The organism is Escherichia sp. Lx600-2 (genome assembly GCF_036662595.1).
Taxonomy (GTDB): domain Bacteria; phylum Pseudomonadota; class Gammaproteobacteria; order Enterobacterales; family Enterobacteriaceae; genus Escherichia; species Escherichia coli.
The window spans coordinates 1-14,823 of record NZ_JAYQWM010000083.1 but is presented as its reverse complement, the minus strand read 5'-3'; the positions used below and the strand labels follow the sequence as shown (position 1 = coordinate 14,823).

15 protein-coding genes and 1 pseudogene are annotated in these 14,823 nt (G+C 48.1%); 6 read left to right on the top strand and 10 right to left on the bottom strand.

Annotation, left to right across the window (positions count from 1 at the left end; all coding sequences use genetic code 11):
* The first annotated feature begins 3 nt into the window (after positions 1-3).
* Positions 4-60 (top strand): IS1 family transposase, encoded by a 57-nt coding sequence (locus OQV04_RS25200; RefSeq protein ID WP_003032489.1) that lies wholly within the window; start codon positions 4-6, stop codon positions 58-60.
* A gap of 12 nt (positions 61-72) precedes the next feature.
* On the opposite strand, the pseudogene OQV04_RS20120 reads toward OQV04_RS25200, so the two are convergent.
* The 8 genes and pseudogenes from OQV04_RS20120 to msrB form a co-directional block, all read right to left on the bottom strand.
* Positions 73-279, bottom strand: a pseudogene (locus tag OQV04_RS20120) (aldo/keto reductase); the annotation flags it as partial.
* A gap of 9 nt (positions 280-288) precedes the next feature.
* Positions 289-1,236, bottom strand: coding sequence for a sugar kinase (locus OQV04_RS20115; RefSeq protein ID WP_021577578.1), 948 nt, complete (start codon positions 1,234-1,236; stop codon positions 289-291).
* Between the two features lie 4 nt (positions 1,237-1,240).
* Complete coding sequence (locus OQV04_RS20110; protein ID WP_000878903.1) at positions 1,241-2,077, bottom strand: ketose-bisphosphate aldolase; 837 nt, start codon at positions 2,075-2,077, stop codon at positions 1,241-1,243.
* Positions 2,078-2,097: 20 nt separating this feature from the next.
* Positions 2,098-3,141 carry an NAD(P)-dependent alcohol dehydrogenase gene (locus OQV04_RS20105; protein ID WP_032281008.1) on the bottom strand — a complete coding sequence of 348 codons (1,044 nt, stop codon included), beginning with the start codon at positions 3,139-3,141 and terminating at the stop codon, positions 2,098-2,100.
* A gap of 16 nt (positions 3,142-3,157) precedes the next feature.
* Positions 3,158-4,537 carry an MFS transporter gene (locus tag OQV04_RS20100; RefSeq protein WP_000435284.1) on the bottom strand — a complete coding sequence of 460 codons (1,380 nt, stop codon included), beginning with the start codon at positions 4,535-4,537 and terminating at the stop codon, positions 3,158-3,160.
* A 26-nt stretch (positions 4,538-4,563) separates the two neighbouring features.
* Positions 4,564-5,640, bottom strand: a complete 1,077-nt coding sequence (locus tag OQV04_RS20095) for a zinc-binding dehydrogenase (protein ID WP_032281010.1) — start codon at positions 5,638-5,640, stop codon at positions 4,564-4,566.
* A gap of 369 nt (positions 5,641-6,009) precedes the next feature.
* Positions 6,010-6,282: a YeaC family protein gene (locus OQV04_RS20090; RefSeq protein ID WP_001046791.1), complete on the bottom strand. Its 273-nt coding sequence runs from the start codon at positions 6,280-6,282 to the stop codon at positions 6,010-6,012.
* Positions 6,283-6,323: 41 nt separating this feature from the next.
* On the bottom strand, positions 6,324-6,737 hold the full coding sequence (msrB, locus tag OQV04_RS20085; protein ID WP_001284618.1) for a peptide-methionine (R)-S-oxide reductase MsrB: 414 nt from the start codon (positions 6,735-6,737) through the stop codon (positions 6,324-6,326).
* 341 nt (positions 6,738-7,078) lie between these two features.
* Here msrB and gapA point away from each other — a divergent pair, with 341 nt between their 5' ends.
* Both gapA and OQV04_RS20075 read left to right on the top strand, forming a co-directional pair.
* Positions 7,079-8,074: a glyceraldehyde-3-phosphate dehydrogenase gene (gene gapA, locus OQV04_RS20080; RefSeq protein WP_000153502.1), complete on the top strand. Its 996-nt coding sequence runs from the start codon at positions 7,079-7,081 to the stop codon at positions 8,072-8,074.
* Positions 8,075-8,157: 83 nt separating this feature from the next.
* A complete protein-coding gene (locus OQV04_RS20075) occupies positions 8,158-9,042 on the top strand; it encodes a D-hexose-6-phosphate mutarotase (protein WP_032281011.1) in 885 nt (294 codons plus the stop codon).
* 50 nt (positions 9,043-9,092) lie between these two features.
* On the opposite strand, the gene yeaE is transcribed toward OQV04_RS20075, so the two are convergent.
* Together yeaE and mipA are read right to left on the bottom strand one after the other, a co-directional pair.
* Positions 9,093-9,947: a methylglyoxal reductase YeaE gene (gene yeaE, locus OQV04_RS20070; protein WP_032281013.1), complete on the bottom strand. Its 855-nt coding sequence runs from the start codon at positions 9,945-9,947 to the stop codon at positions 9,093-9,095.
* Between the two features lie 89 nt (positions 9,948-10,036).
* The gene (gene mipA / locus OQV04_RS20065) at positions 10,037-10,783 is read right to left on the bottom strand and encodes a scaffolding protein MipA (protein WP_000163771.1); all 747 of its coding nucleotides are present in this window, start codon (positions 10,781-10,783) and stop codon (positions 10,037-10,039) included.
* Between the two features lie 435 nt (positions 10,784-11,218).
* Here mipA and yeaG point away from each other — a divergent pair, with 435 nt between their 5' ends.
* The 3 genes from yeaG to OQV04_RS20050 form a co-directional block, all read left to right on the top strand.
* A complete protein-coding gene (yeaG, locus tag OQV04_RS20060) occupies positions 11,219-13,153 on the top strand; it encodes a protein kinase YeaG (protein WP_001019882.1) in 1,935 nt (644 codons plus the stop codon).
* 112 nt (positions 13,154-13,265) lie between these two features.
* The gene (locus OQV04_RS20055; protein WP_032281015.1) at positions 13,266-14,549 is read left to right on the top strand and encodes a YeaH/YhbH family protein; all 1,284 of its coding nucleotides are present in this window, start codon (positions 13,266-13,268) and stop codon (positions 14,547-14,549) included.
* 146 nt (positions 14,550-14,695) lie between these two features.
* On the top strand, positions 14,696-14,823 hold a 128-nt coding region (locus OQV04_RS20050), incomplete at its 3' end, for a hypothetical protein (RefSeq protein WP_332642700.1).

The window sequence follows — 14,823 nt, the reverse complement described above, 5'->3', positions numbered from 1 at the left end:
TCGGTGGAGCTGCATGACAAAGTCATCGGGCATTATCTGAACATAAAACACTATCAATAAGTTGGAGTCATTACCGACGATAACTTCACTATTGCCAAAGTTATATCCTGGTGCAGTATCAATCAGGTTAATGCCGCAACGATGGGCTTCAAGAATCGTATCAATACATATTTGCCGATCGAGATCGCCATTCCATGCAGGACCGCCGCCAATGGCCCATGTCCCCAACCCCATTCGCGAAAGCGTAATATCCGTTGTGCCTAAAGGTATCTTTTTCATTTGCCTTCATTATCCTTCGTATTCTTCCAGCAATTGTTCGACCAGCTTTCTGTTTTTTACGCCGGTGGTGGCACCGACGCTTAGAACCGAGATAGCCGCCGTTGCATTGGCAAAGCGTGCGCATTCACGCAGATTTTTGCCTTCTAACAGTGCCGCAATAAAACCTGAAGCAAAGTTATCGCCCGCGCCAATGGTGTCGATGGCGGTTATTCCTGCGACCGCCGGCACCTTCATCGTCATGTCACCACGCTTGATAAAGCAGCCGTCTTTACCCGTTTTAATCACCACCGTTTTTACGCCGCACGCAAGAAAGCAGTCAGCAATTTCATCCAGTGTCTCTTTCCCGGTGAGTAATTTTGCCTCGGCATAATTAGGAAACAGATAATCGACATAACTCAATGCTTCGCAAATATCATCCAGCGTTTCATTCAACCGCGGTTTGATCATATCGGCACAGATAATCATCTGCCGGGCTTTAGCTTGCGTAAAAATTTCTGTTAGCGCTTTACCATCCAATAGTGGACTGTTGAAAATACTGGCCAGTGATAATAATTTCGCCTGGGAAAACCGCGCAAAATCAACATCGTCAATATTCAATTTCCACAGACTGCCGTTACGGTTTGTGACAAACGTCCGCTCGCCATCCTCCGTCACCAGTCCAACATTAATAGAGGTATCTATGTTGACGTCCTGCTTCAGGCTTTGAATATCAATATTCTCTTTGCGGCAATGGTCGAGAATAAACTGCCCTGCGGCATCTTTACCAATACGGCTCATTAATGCTGTACGATGGCCCAGACGAGAAATAATTGTTGCTTCATTTATTGCATCACCCCCGGTGGTCATTGCGATTCTTTCAAGAGGATAAGAATCCACATCAAAGATATTTTTACTGACCGGTTGCAATGGAATATCAACAATAGCGGCACCTATACAAATAACGTCGAGATTATCCATATCATTATTCCGCTTTGCCATCAGAACCGAACAGTTTAATTTTTTCCAATGCCCGTTCTTTTACAGCTTTACGTACTTCACGTTCTAAATGCAGGAAAGGCTGATCCTGGTTTTCTTTCACTGCGACCATTGCGGCCTGACAGAGCTCCGTATGGATGTTGATTTTCGCGATACCTAACGAAATTGCAGTTTTAATGTCGGCATCACTGATCCCCGATGCGCCATGCAAAACCAGCGGAACAGACACGGCATCGCGTACGCGTTTGACGACCTCAAAGTTCAATTGTGGCTCTGACGTATAAACCCCATGCTGGTTGCCGATGGCGACAGCCAATGAGTCACAGCCCGTACGTTCAACAAATTCAGCCGCCTGGTCAGGATCGGTATAGTGATAGCCCGCCAGAGCTTCCTCATAAACGGTTTCATTACCGACATGCCCTAATTCCGCCTCTACCGGAATACCCAGCGGATGGAAGAAATCAACAGCCTCTTTGGTTAAACGAATATTTTCTTCGAAATCAAATGCGGAAGCATCACGCATTAATGAATTCATACCATGAGTCCAGGCGTTATGAATAATCTCCATACTCCGACCATGATCCCAATGAGTTATTACCGGCACCGTTGCTTTTTGTGCCATTGATACCATCATGTGAGAGAAATCTTCAAATGAGGTGTTGCCGACAAAACCTGTGCCAAAAGAAATAATAACCGGTGATTTCGCTTCTTCGGCTGCGTCGATAACGCCCATCAACATTTCTGCATTCCATACATTAAAATGGGCAATAGCATAACGTTTATTTGTGGCATCGTTTTCCCAATATCTGATATCTGCGAGCATGTTCTGTTCTCCCGTATTAATTAATCGCTAATCTTAATAACGCCTTTAATAATGTCGCGTTTGTTGTTAACTGACTCTTCAAATGCCTGTTGTACATCCCGATAATCGTAAATATGCGTCACCATCGATTTCACATCGAATCGCCCTGAAGAAATAGCTTCAATCGTGACCGGATAACGATTGGCATAGCGGAATACCGTCTGGATAGTGACTTCACGATTTATTTTGAGGAAATTGATTGCCGAATCGCCGGGTACAGTACCAACAATCATAATTTTACCGCCGCGCATTACCAGATAAGGTGCCTGTTTAACGGTGACCGCAGAACCCGCTGTTTCGAAAACAACATCTGCGCCCATGTCTTCGGTAAATTGCTGACAGCGTGCAATAGTGTCTTCTTTTGCGCCGTTAATAACCACTGTCGCACCAAGCTGTTCCGCCATTGCCAGACGTTTTTCCAGCACATCAACGACGGCAATTTCCGTTGCTCCCAGGCATTTGCACGCTTGCAACGTCATCAAACCAATACAACCTGATCCCAGAATAATTATCTTCTTACCCGGTTTAACATCTGCCAGCATCGCGGCATGCATCCCGACTGCGGCAGGCTCCACCAGCGCCCCTTCCATCGTGTCCATATTGTCGGGCAGTTTGTAAGTAAAGCTCTCCGGATGACACAGATAGTGCGTTAATGCGCCGCGGTAGTTGGGTTGTGTCGCCATAAAATCAACGTCCGGGCAGATGTTATATTTGCCTTCCAGACAGTAACGACAGTGACCGCAAGGAACGCCAGGTTCGATATTTACCCGATCCCCCGTTTTAAATTTGCGCACGCGGCTTCCCACAGCCACAACCGTCCCGGCGCATTCATGACCCAGGCCAATTTCTTGATTTGGGTCTTTAGGCGGAATAAACGGACCTGATTCAAAACCATGTACATCTGAACCACAAATACCGACATATTCTACTTTAATCAAAACTTCATCTTCTTTAGGCACTGGTATTTCTGCTGAAATAATTTTCATTGTGCCCGGCACCTGCAATATTGCTTTTGAATTTTTCATTTTGAATCCACCCGTATTATTTATTGGCTACTGCATCAATACTTAAACTTTCAACGGAGACACCTTTGGTTTCGATTCCAATGGTGGCGATAGCAATTGCGACAATAATTGAAACCGCCCCCAGAAGAATAAAGACTCCCGTAACGCCATAACTACTGAGCAGCACTGCAACGGCATAAGGTGCGGCAATACCACTGATTCGCCCTACCGCATTCGCCAGACCGGAGCCACGGAGTTTGGCCTCTGTCGGCCAGATCTCAGGGACATACACTGCCGAGGCATAGCAAACGTACATATAGACGAAAGTAATCAGGAAGAAACCAATCAACGTTATGAGCAACATGCTGGTTTGCAGTGAATAGATATATCCGAGCACCGCAATCAGGATTAATAGCCCCACACCCATTGTTTTACGCGGAATTTTATCCATCACCAGCATGGCAATAAAAATGCCAAATGGCGCGCCAAACATACTCATGGTATTTAAAACAATCGAGTCTTTTAAATTAATCCCCTGGGTCATGAATATCGTTGGCAACCAGTTAATTAGTGTGTACTGCACAACGTTCATGGCAATCAGCACACAAGAGCCTAATATCACGCGTTTCAGTAATACTCCTGTCAGTAAGGCTGAATATGGCACCGCTTGTGGTGCTTTACCGTCATCAGCAATAACCACGGGCGGCAAAGGTTTACCTGTATGGCGTATGACGCCTTCTTCTATACTCCGCATGACTTTCTCGGCTTCCTGATACCGTCCGCGCGATTCCAGCCAGCGCGGGGATTCAGGAAAGTAGCGCCAGGCCAGCGCCGTAGCGATAAGCGACAATATTGCAGGGATAAGCAGTTGTACCCGCCAGTTCCACTCTGCACTAATCAGCGGCGTGAGTCCCATCGCTATCAATGAACAGAGCGGATATGACCAGTTGCCAATAAAGGAAACCCGACTTGACCACGTTCCACGATTTCTACCGGGCATATATTCGGTGAAACCAGCAAACAGCGTAACCAGTAAAGCTCCCAGCCCAACTCCCATCACAAAACGGCAGGCAATAAGGAAATCCATATTCGGTGAGAAAGCACCGACAACCATCGAGGCAATATGAATGGCCTCATAGAGGATGAACGCATTTCTGCGACCGGTTTTGTCGCCAATGATGCCGCCCACCAGCGCACCGAGAAACATTCCGGCGGTCGTGATTGCTGAGAATGTGGCTGTGGTGGAATTATCTGTCCAGCCCAACGCTTTCAGCTGCGCGAGGATCAAGCCACCAACGGCATTACTCCAGCAGACAAGCAAGCCAAACGCGACGATGGCAAACATTGACGAATGCCAGCGGCAATCCGGTAAGCGATCCAGCCGTGCACCACAATGCGGTTTTGTTATCTGTTCCATGCGATAACGTTCCTTCAGGAAAGTTGTTATTCATCAAAGTCGTAAGTCATGATCACTTTGATTGCGGTTTTATCGACCATCGCATCAAACCCTTCGCGCCATTGCGACAGGCCGATACGATGCGTGATCATCGGTTTGACTTTGATAGCGCCGCTGGCTAATAGCCTGATAGCGTTACGCCATGAGGTGGAGTCATAGGCCATATGCCCAATGATGCTTTTGTTCCAGGCGGTAATGTCATTAATCGAGAAATCAAGAGGTTTGAAGCCCATTCCAACGCGTACCACTTCCCCGTTCGGGCGGAGCATTTCGATGGCTTGTTTCAGTGCGATATTGGCACCGGAGCATTCAATCACCAGTCCCAGATTGTCTTTGCCACAAATTTGCTGGCAGCGCGCCACCACATCTTCGGTAGAACCATTTACTACTGCCGTCGCACCCAGTTCTTTTGCAACCGGGAAGCGGACCGCCACATCTTCTTGCAGACCAACGACGACGATATTTACCGCCCCCATAATTCGCGCCATTTGTACGGAGAACAGCCCGAGTGGGCCAGTGCCGATGACGACCACATCCTGACCAGGAAGGAATTTCGATTGCTGCGCGATGGATTTGTAGGCATTACAGATAGGGTCAAGTACGGCTGCGTCCTCATAATCAACACCATCAGGGATTTCCCACAACGCATGACGATGAATTTTGAGAATTTCACCAGGTACCAGACAATATTTGGAAAAACCACCGCCCCAGGTATTATTATCCAGACCAAGGTTTACTTTTTCTGTACAACACAGAAAATCACCTTGTTCACAGGCCGGACAAACGCCGCAAACGTGACCGCTGTTATCCGATACGACGCGTTGCCCCACTTTCCAGTCTTTGACTTTTTCACCAACCTGCGCAATACAACCTGCGAACTCATGGCCGCGGATAGAGTTAAACTCATCAGAATCGCTATCGACATTGTAGTGCTTCATGTCTGCGCCGCAGATTGCCGCGGCTTTAATTTCAATCACTACATCTTCCGGGCCACACATGGGTTGTGGGACATCAATCATCTTGTAGCCGCCAAAGGCCTTGCCAAACCGAGCCAATGCTTTCATTGCGTCATCCTCTGTGTTTTGTTTTGCTTAGATGGCCATCATACTTACCCACATGATTTTTGAGGTCAACATTAAATCTGTAAAACACAGATAATGATCTGCGTTTTACAACTTAGATCACAATTACGCAGAAAATGGCTCGGTCTGTTACAGGTTGATGGAAGGCGGGACGCAAAAAGAGCAAATTCGAGAGGGATTACCGGCCAAATAGGTCTGAGACTTAAGTTCAGGAGAAGTCATTCAGGCGTGAACGCGACTGCAAGAGATCGGACTGGGACTTAGCCAGGTCGGGGCGAGATAATTGAGACGAGTCGTGGGGTCATTGTTGGCTATCCCCTTCATAGCCGCGGCAAAAAGGGGATGAACCACTTACTTAAACATGGCAATCGGCTTTGCTGAGATACCAAAATCTTCTTTTAACTGCTGTTTGCTCTTCATGACCATCTGACCATTTGTGTCAATTGTCATATGCTGCGCTTCGGTATTATTGCGGGCTTGCCACAGCATCACGAGTTGCAGGCAGTTCTCTTTTTGTTCCTCGGTCAACGCAACGCCATCGGGCCATTTCCCCAGTTCAACGGCGGTCGACAAACGCTGGTATACCTCAGGCGTCATGCTGTTGATAATGTCATCAAGATTCATAATTTTTCCGCTCCTGTGGAATAAGCTGCTGAATCGTTTTTTCAACCGTTGATTTCTTCGCCGTTTTCGCCATCAGTGAAGCGTAAAGAGGCAGAGTTAACACAATAACGTTCGCCCGTTGGCTGCGGCCCGTCGGGGAAGACATGTCCCAGATGGGCATCACAGTTACCGCAACGAATTTCTATGCGCTGCATTCCATGTGACAAGTCTTTGATATAACGAATGGATTCTTCACTTACCGGTTCGTAGAAACTGGGCCAGCCACAGCCGGAATCATACTTGGTTTGGGAATGAAACAGCGGGGCATCGCAGATCAAACAGTGATATACGCCGTCACGCTTGTTATGCAGTAAACGACCCGTAAATGGCGGCTCTGTCCCATGATTCTGCGTCACGTAAAACTGCATCTCGGACAAATTTTTTTTCAGTTCTTCTGCCGAAGGTTTATTAGCCATTTGCTCACATCTCACTTTAATCGTGCTCACATTACGTGACTAATTCTAACAAAACATTAACACCAACTGGCAAAATTTTGTCCTAAACTTGATCTCGACGAAATGGCTGCACCTAAATCGTGATGAAAATCACATTTTTATCGTAATTGCCCTTTAAAATTCGGGGCGCCGACCCCATGTGGTCTCAAGCCCAAAGGAAGAGTGAGGCGAGTCAGTCGCGTAATGCTTAGGCACAGGATTGATTTGTCGCAATGATTGACACGATTCCGCTTGACGCTGCGTAAGGTTTTTGTAATTTTACAGGCAACCTTTTATTCACTAACAAATAGCTGGTGGAATATATGACTATCAAAGTAGGTATCAACGGTTTTGGCCGTATCGGTCGCATTGTTTTCCGTGCTGCTCAGAAACGTTCTGACATCGAGATCGTTGCAATCAACGACCTGTTAGACGCTGATTACATGGCATACATGCTGAAATATGACTCCACTCACGGCCGCTTCGACGGTACCGTTGAAGTGAAAGACGGTCATCTGATCGTTAACGGTAAAAAAATCCGTGTTACCGCTGAACGTGATCCGGCTAACCTGAAATGGGACGAAGTTGGTGTTGACGTTGTCGCTGAAGCAACTGGTCTGTTCCTGACTGACGAAACTGCTCGTAAACACATCACCGCTGGTGCGAAGAAAGTGGTTATGACTGGTCCGTCTAAAGACAACACTCCGATGTTCGTTAAAGGCGCTAACTTCGACAAATATGCTGGCCAGGACATCGTTTCCAACGCTTCCTGCACCACCAACTGCCTGGCTCCGCTGGCTAAAGTTATCAACGATAACTTCGGCATCATCGAAGGTCTGATGACCACCGTTCACGCTACTACCGCTACTCAGAAAACCGTTGATGGTCCGTCTCACAAAGACTGGCGCGGCGGCCGCGGCGCTTCCCAGAACATCATCCCGTCCTCTACCGGTGCTGCTAAAGCTGTAGGTAAAGTACTGCCAGAACTGAATGGCAAACTGACTGGTATGGCGTTCCGCGTTCCGACCCCGAACGTATCTGTAGTTGACCTGACCGTTCGTCTGGAAAAAGCTGCAACTTACGAGCAGATCAAAGCTGCCGTTAAAGCTGCTGCTGAAGGCGAAATGAAAGGCGTTCTGGGCTACACCGAAGATGACGTAGTATCTACCGATTTCAACGGCGAAGTTTGCACTTCCGTGTTCGATGCTAAAGCTGGTATCGCTCTGAACGACAACTTCGTGAAACTGGTATCCTGGTACGACAACGAAACCGGTTACTCCAACAAAGTTCTGGACCTGATCGCTCACATCTCCAAATAAGTTGAGATGACACTGTGATCTAAAAAGAGCGACTTCGGTCGCTCTTTTTTTTACCTGATAAAATGAAGTTAAAGGACTGCGTCATGATTAAGAAAATTTTTGCCCTTCCGGTCATCGAACAAATCTCCCCTGTCCTCTCCCGTCGTAAACTGGATGAACTGGACCTCATTGTGGTCGATCATCCCCAGGTAAAAGCCTCTTTTGCATTACAGGGCGCACACCTTCTCTCGTGGAAACCTGCGGGTGAAGAAGAAGTTCTGTGGTTGAGCAACAACACACCGTTCAAAAATGGCGTCGCTATTCGCGGTGGCGTACCGGTTTGCTGGCCGTGGTTTGGTCCGGCGGCACAACAAGGCCTGCCTGCGCACGGTTTTGCCCGCAACCTGCCGTGGACGCTGAAATCACATCGTGAAGATGCTGATGGCGTAGCGCTGACTTTTGAATTGACACAAAGCGAAGAGACGAAAAAATTCTGGCCGCACGACTTTACGCTGTTAGCGCATTTCCGCGTGGGTAAAACCTGTGAAATCGATCTTGAAGCACACGGCGAATTTGAAACCACCTCTGCCCTGCATACCTACTTTAACGTGGGTGATATCGCTAAGGTAAGCGTCAGTGGGCTGGGCGATCGCTTCATTGATAAAGTAAATGACGCGAAAGAAGATGTACTGACCGACGGTATTCAGACCTTCCCTGACCGTACCGATCGCGTGTATCTGAATCCGCAAGATTGCAGCGTGATTAATGATGAAGCGCTGAATCGTATTATCGCCGTAGGCCACCAGCATCATCTGAACGTTGTAGGCTGGAACCCGGGACCGGCGCTTTCAGTTAGCATGGGCGACATGCCGGACGATGGCTACAAGACCTTTGTTTGTGTAGAAACAGCTTACGCCTCAGAAATGCAAAAAGTGACCAAAGAAAAACCTGCACATCTGGCGCAATCCATTCGCGTTGCCAAACGTTAATTTGCGTCAATGTTGTGTGCCGGGTGCGATGCATCCGGCACGTATCAACATCACACCATATCCAGCGCAGTTTTTCCTTTTGGTGCCGGATACGCTTTGTCCAGCATGGCTAATTCCGCTGACGAAAGTTCGACCTCAAGCACAGCCGCATTCTGTTGGACATGGGCAATCGTGGCCGCTTTTGGAATCGCCATCACACCCTGATGGCTGATTACCCACGCCAACAATACTTGTGCCGCGCTGATATTGTGAGCATGTGCAATTTCGTTGACTACCGCGTTTTTTAACAGTCCATTGCGCAACCGCCCGGCCTGGGCTAACGGACTGTAAGCCATCACCGGCATCTGCTGTTGCTGGCACCAGGGGAGTAGATCGTACTCAATCCCTCGTGAACCGAGATGGTAAAGCACCTGATTAGTGGCACACTGATTTCCCCCCGGCAGCTGCCAGAGTTCCTGCATATCAGCATAATCAAGGTTCGAAACGCCCCAGCGGCGGATTTTTCCCTGGGCGATCATTTTTTCCATCGCTGCGACAGTCTCTTCAAAAGCGAAACTGCCAGACCAGTGTAATAAGTAGAGATCGAGATAATCAGTATTGAGACGGCGTAAACTGGCTTCGCATGCATTTATCGCTTTTTGCCCGCCAGCATTCCACGGATAGACTTTAGAGACGAGAAAGACGTTATCACGCAGACCGGTTAATGCTTCCCCAACCACCTTTTCGGCACCACCATCGGCATACATTTCGGCGGTATCAATGAGGGTTAAACCGAGCTCAATGCCCGCGCGTAGTGCAGCAACTTCTGTTTTACACTTACTGGCATCTTCGCCCATATACCATGTTCCCTGCCCTATGGCTGGCAGTGAGACATCGCCACTAAATTGAATCATTTTTTGTTGCATTGTTTCCTCCCAGGTATTGCACCACCGTAATGCAAAACAGGGCGTGACGCCCTGTTTTTATGCACAAAATGCCCTGGAAAGATGCATTATCAGAATTTGTAGGTGATCCCGGTAGAAATCAGGCCAGTCCAGGATTTATCCACCATCGGGCTGTCAGTAACTTCATCAGACAGACGGGTGTAGCGCGCGGTACCGTAAACACTCCAGTCGCCGAGGAAGTTGTAGCTGGCGCTCAGCTCCAGGTAAGGGCTCCAGCTGTCGTTCGGGTTATAGCCACGCAGACCGCTGCGAGCGGACTCTTTGCGCGATACGCCATAATAGTATTCGTTCTGGTTTTCGCTGTTCCACTGCACACCAATACCCGGAGTCACGGTCAGGCCACCGTTGGTGTAACGATACAACCAGGCCATATCCCAGACGATGCCGTTGCTGTTATCCAGGGTATCGCCAGCCAGGGTGGTACGCAGGTAACCGTACTGGGTAAAGTGAGCATAAGACAGACCAGCCATCATGGTGCTCTTACGGTCATCCAGGTGACGCATTTGGTGATCGCCACTGTCTTTAGCTTTGAAGTAAAGCGGCGACCAGTAAGCGGTAATTGAAAGTTTATCCGTTGCGTCATTCCACAGGTAGTAACCACCACCTAAGCCACGGAACCAGAAGTTATCGCCTTCATAGTTGATTACCGGTACTGGGTAAACATCGGTATCGTAATCTTTATATGGGTGTTCAACGACACCTACGCCTGCGCCCAGGGAAAATTTACCTTCAGCGTGCGCTACGCCTGCAGACGTTGCGATAAGCACTCCAAGTGCCAGAAGTTTGAGTTTGGTCACAATTAATCATTCCTTAAACAAATGTTTAGCGGGCGACAAAGTTTACCCGTCAATACATCGAAACCCAACCTTTTTACGTTTTCATTTTTTAAAGTAACTGTTTAATTTTCCTGACGCGGATGACACCGCGCTTACAGCCAAATGAATTTAGCGTTACTGGCGAGCCTGGTCTTTACATTAATTATGCAAAATTTATGGATGAGTTGTTGATATGCCATTGAAATTAAGAAAGCCGTGTAGGCAAGTTTTCCATTTGCCATCTACGCTTAATTTTGAAGGTGTATCACCGGGCACGTTGTTCTCATCGTCGATAAAATGGCATGAGAGTTGCTGTGTTTTAGCAAGAGACGTCGTTCAGTTTACCTCTTCCGGGAGCCTCTACTATTCATATGAACGGCTCTTAACCTGTGCTAAAAAACGAAAGGACGGCATACCATGAATATATTCGATCACTATCGCCAGCGATATGAAGCTGCCAAGGACGAAGAGTTCACACTGCAGGAGTTTCTTACCACTTGTCGGCAAGATCGCAGTGCTTATGCCAACGCGGCTGAGCGGCTATTGATGGCTATCGGTGAGCCTGTCATGGTCGATACAGCCCAGGAACCCAGACTTTCTCGACTCTTTTCTAACCGGGTCATTGCACGTTATCCGGCGTTTGAAGAGTTTTACGGCATGGAAGACGCGATTGAACAGATTGTCTCTTATCTGAAACACGCGGCTCAGGGGCTGGAAGAGAAGAAACAAATCCTGTATCTGCTGGGGCCTGTGGGTGGGGGTAAATCATCGCTTGCTGAGCGACTGAAATCATTAATGCAGCTCGTACCGATTTATGTATTGAGCGCCAACGGTGAGCGTAGCCCGGTCAACGATCATCCGTTCTGTCTTTTCAATCCGCAGGAAGATGCGCAGATTCTGGAAAAAGAGTATGGCATTCCTCGCCGTTATCTCGGCACCATCATGTCGCCGTGGGCGGCAAAACGTCTGCATGAATTTGGTGGCGATATTACTAAGTTCCGGGTAGTGAAGGTCTGGCCGTCCATTCTGCAACAAATTGCTATCGCCAAAACAGAGCCCGGTGATGAGAACAACCAGGACATCTCCGCGCTGGTAGGGAAAGTCGATATTCGTAAACTCGAACACTACGCGCAGAATGACCCAGACGCCTATGGCTATTCCGGCGCACTGTGCCGCGCCAACCAGGGGATCATGGAATTCGTTGAGATGTTTAAAGCACCGATTAAAGTGCTGCATCCCTTGTTAACCGCCACTCAGGAAGGTAACTACAACGGGACGGAAGGTATCTCCGCCCTGCCGTTCAACGGGATTATTCTTGCCCACTCGAACGAGTCCGAATGGGTCACTTTCCGTAATAACAAAAACAACGAAGCCTTCCTCGACCGTGTTTACATCGTGAAGGTGCCATATTGCTTGCGCATTTCCGAAGAGATCAAAATCTACGAGAAATTGCTTAATCACAGTGAATTGACTCACGCCCCATGCGCCCCTGGCACGCTCGAAACACTGTCACGTTTTTCCATTCTTTCGCGCCTGAAAGAGCCAGAAAACTCCAGCATTTATTCAAAGATGCGGGTTTATGATGGCGAAAGTCTGAAAGACACCGATCCCAAAGCCAAGTCATATCAGGAATATCGTGACTACGCCGGTGTCGATGAAGGGATGAACGGTCTGTCGACGCGTTTTGCGTTTAAGATCCTCTCCCGCGTGTTCAACTTCGATCATGTAGAAGTGGCGGCAAACCCGGTCCATCTGTTCTACGTCCTGGAACAGCAGATCGAGCGCGAGCAGTTCCCACAAGAGCAGGCAGAACGCTATCTGGAGTTCCTGAAAGGTTATCTGATCCCGAAATATGCCGAGTTTATTGGCAAAGAGATCCAGACGGCCTACCTTGAATCCTATTCCGAATATGGGCAAAACATTTTCGACCGTTATGTTACCTACGCGGATTTCTGGATTCAGGATCAGGAGTATCGCGATCCGGATACCGGGCAGCTGTTTGACCGCGAGTCTCTTAACGCCGAGCTGGAGAAAATCGAGAAACCGGCGGGGATCAGTAATCCAAAAGATTTCCGCAACGAGATTGTTAACTTCGTACTGCGCGCCAGAGCCAATAACAGCGGACGCAATCCGAACTGGACCAGCTATGAAAAACTGCGCACGGTTATCGAGAAGAAAATGTTCTCCAATACCGAGGAGCTGTTGCCGGTTATCTCGTTTAACGCCAAAACGTCAACCGACGAGCAGAAGAAACACGACGACTTTGTCGACCGTATGATGGAAAAAGGCTACACCCGTAAACAGGTGCGTTTACTGTGCGAATGGTATTTGCGCGTACGTAAATCGTCTTAACAACCCTGGCCCGGTACACATGCTACCGGGCCTACAACGACAGCGAACCGTGGGCCAGAGAAATGGCAACACAGGCGTAGCATACAGTTGGCAAATGTAGTACGGGGGGCATATGACCTGGTTTATTGACCGGCGTCTGAACGGCAAAAACAAAAGCATGGTGAATCGCCAGCGTTTTTTACGCCGTTATAAAGCGCAAATTAAACAGTCGATCTCCGAGGCCATTAATAAGCGTTCGGTGACTGACGTCGACAGCGGCGAATCCGTATCCATTCCCACGGAAGATATTAGCGAACCGATGTTTCATCAGGGGCGTGGCGGCCTGCGCCACCGCGTACATCCGGGCAATGACCATTTCGTCCAGAACGACCGAATTGAACGTCCCCAGGGTGGCGGCGGAGGTTCCGGCAGTGGTCAGGGCCAGGCCAGCCAGGATGGTGAAGGTCAGGATGAATTCGTCTTTCAGATTTCGAAAGATGAGTATCTTGATCTGCTCTTTGAAGATTTGGCCTTACCGAATCTGAAACAAACCCAACAACGCCAGCTGACCGAATATAAAACGCATCGGGCGGGTTATACCGCTAACGGCGTTCCGGCCAATATCAGCGTTGTGCGTTCATTGCAGAACTCACTGGCGCGACGCACAGCCATGACGGCAGGCAAGCGGCGGGAACTTCATGCACTGGAAGAGAATTTGGCCATCATCAGCAACAGTGAACCTGCTCAGCTGCTGGAAGAGGAACGTCTGCGCAAAGAAATTGCAGAATTACGTGCCAAAATTGAACGCGTCCCTTTTATTGACACCTTCGATTTACGTTACAAGAACTACGAGAAGCGGCCCGATCCCTCCAGCCAGGCAGTGATGTTTTGCCTGATGGACGTTTCCGGTTCAATGGATCAATCCACTAAAGATATGGCTAAGCGTTTTTATATTCTACTGTATCTGTTCCTCAGCAGGACGTATAAGAACGTGGAAGTCGTATACATCCGCCATCATACCCAGGCGAAAGAAGTCGATGAACATGAGTTTTTCTACTCGCAGGAAACTGGCGGCACCATTGTTTCCAGCGCCCTGAAACTGATGGATGAGGTAGTGAAAGAGCGTTATAACCCGGCACAGTGGAATATTTACGCTGCACAAGCATCGGACGGCGATAACTGGGCCGATGACTCTCCGCTTTGCCATGAAATCCTGGCGAAAAAATTATTACCTGTTGTTCGTTATTACAGCTATATCGAAATTACTCGTCGTGCACATCAGACATTGTGGCGAGAATATGAGCATCTGCAATCTACTTTCGACAACTTTGCGATGCAGCACATCCGCGACCAGGATGATATTTATCCGGTGTTCCGTGAACTGTTTCATAAACAAAATGCAACAGCTAAAGACTAAAACTATCAGCCGGGTCATTATCGCCTGGCTGATTTTTAGCTTACTGTAAATTATCTCATTTATTACATACATTAGCTTACAATCGCTTTAAATATGACAGCATAACCTTTACATAATTTAGTTCCAGAAAACAATCATTCGGAAAAATGATTCAGTCAACACGTATTTCCATGGGGTTATTCTTTAAATGTTTTTTATCGTTAACGAAAATTGATCCTGGTCAAAACTATATATCTCTGCCATCAATAAAATCCAGCACTCACATTGCTCTCCT

Excerpts from the sequence above, each read along its gene's own strand:
- OQV04_RS20115 (WP_021577578.1), bottom strand. The coding sequence starts at position 1,236 with ATGGATAATCTCGACGTTATTTGTATAGGTGCCGCTATTGTTGATATT.
- OQV04_RS20110 (WP_000878903.1), bottom strand. The coding sequence starts at position 2,077 with ATGCTCGCAGATATCAGATATTGGGAAAACGATGCCACAAATAAACGT.
- OQV04_RS20105 (WP_032281008.1), bottom strand. The coding sequence starts at position 3,141 with ATGAAAAATTCAAAAGCAATATTGCAGGTGCCGGGCACAATGAAAATT.
- OQV04_RS20100 (WP_000435284.1), bottom strand. The coding sequence starts at position 4,537 with ATGGAACAGATAACAAAACCGCATTGTGGTGCACGGCTGGATCGCTTA.
- OQV04_RS20095 (WP_032281010.1), bottom strand. The coding sequence starts at position 5,640 with ATGAAAGCATTGGCTCGGTTTGGCAAGGCCTTTGGCGGCTACAAGATG.
- OQV04_RS20090 (WP_001046791.1), bottom strand. The coding sequence starts at position 6,282 with ATGAATCTTGATGACATTATCAACAGCATGACGCCTGAGGTATACCAG.
- msrB (WP_001284618.1), bottom strand. The coding sequence starts at position 6,737 with ATGGCTAATAAACCTTCGGCAGAAGAACTGAAAAAAAATTTGTCCGAG.
- gapA (WP_000153502.1), top strand. The coding sequence starts at position 7,079 with ATGACTATCAAAGTAGGTATCAACGGTTTTGGCCGTATCGGTCGCATT.
- OQV04_RS20075 (WP_032281011.1), top strand. The coding sequence starts at position 8,158 with ATGATTAAGAAAATTTTTGCCCTTCCGGTCATCGAACAAATCTCCCCT.
- yeaE (WP_032281013.1), bottom strand. The coding sequence starts at position 9,947 with ATGCAACAAAAAATGATTCAATTTAGTGGCGATGTCTCACTGCCAGCC.
- yeaG (WP_001019882.1), top strand. The coding sequence starts at position 11,219 with ATGAATATATTCGATCACTATCGCCAGCGATATGAAGCTGCCAAGGAC.
- OQV04_RS20055 (WP_032281015.1), top strand. The coding sequence starts at position 13,266 with ATGACCTGGTTTATTGACCGGCGTCTGAACGGCAAAAACAAAAGCATG.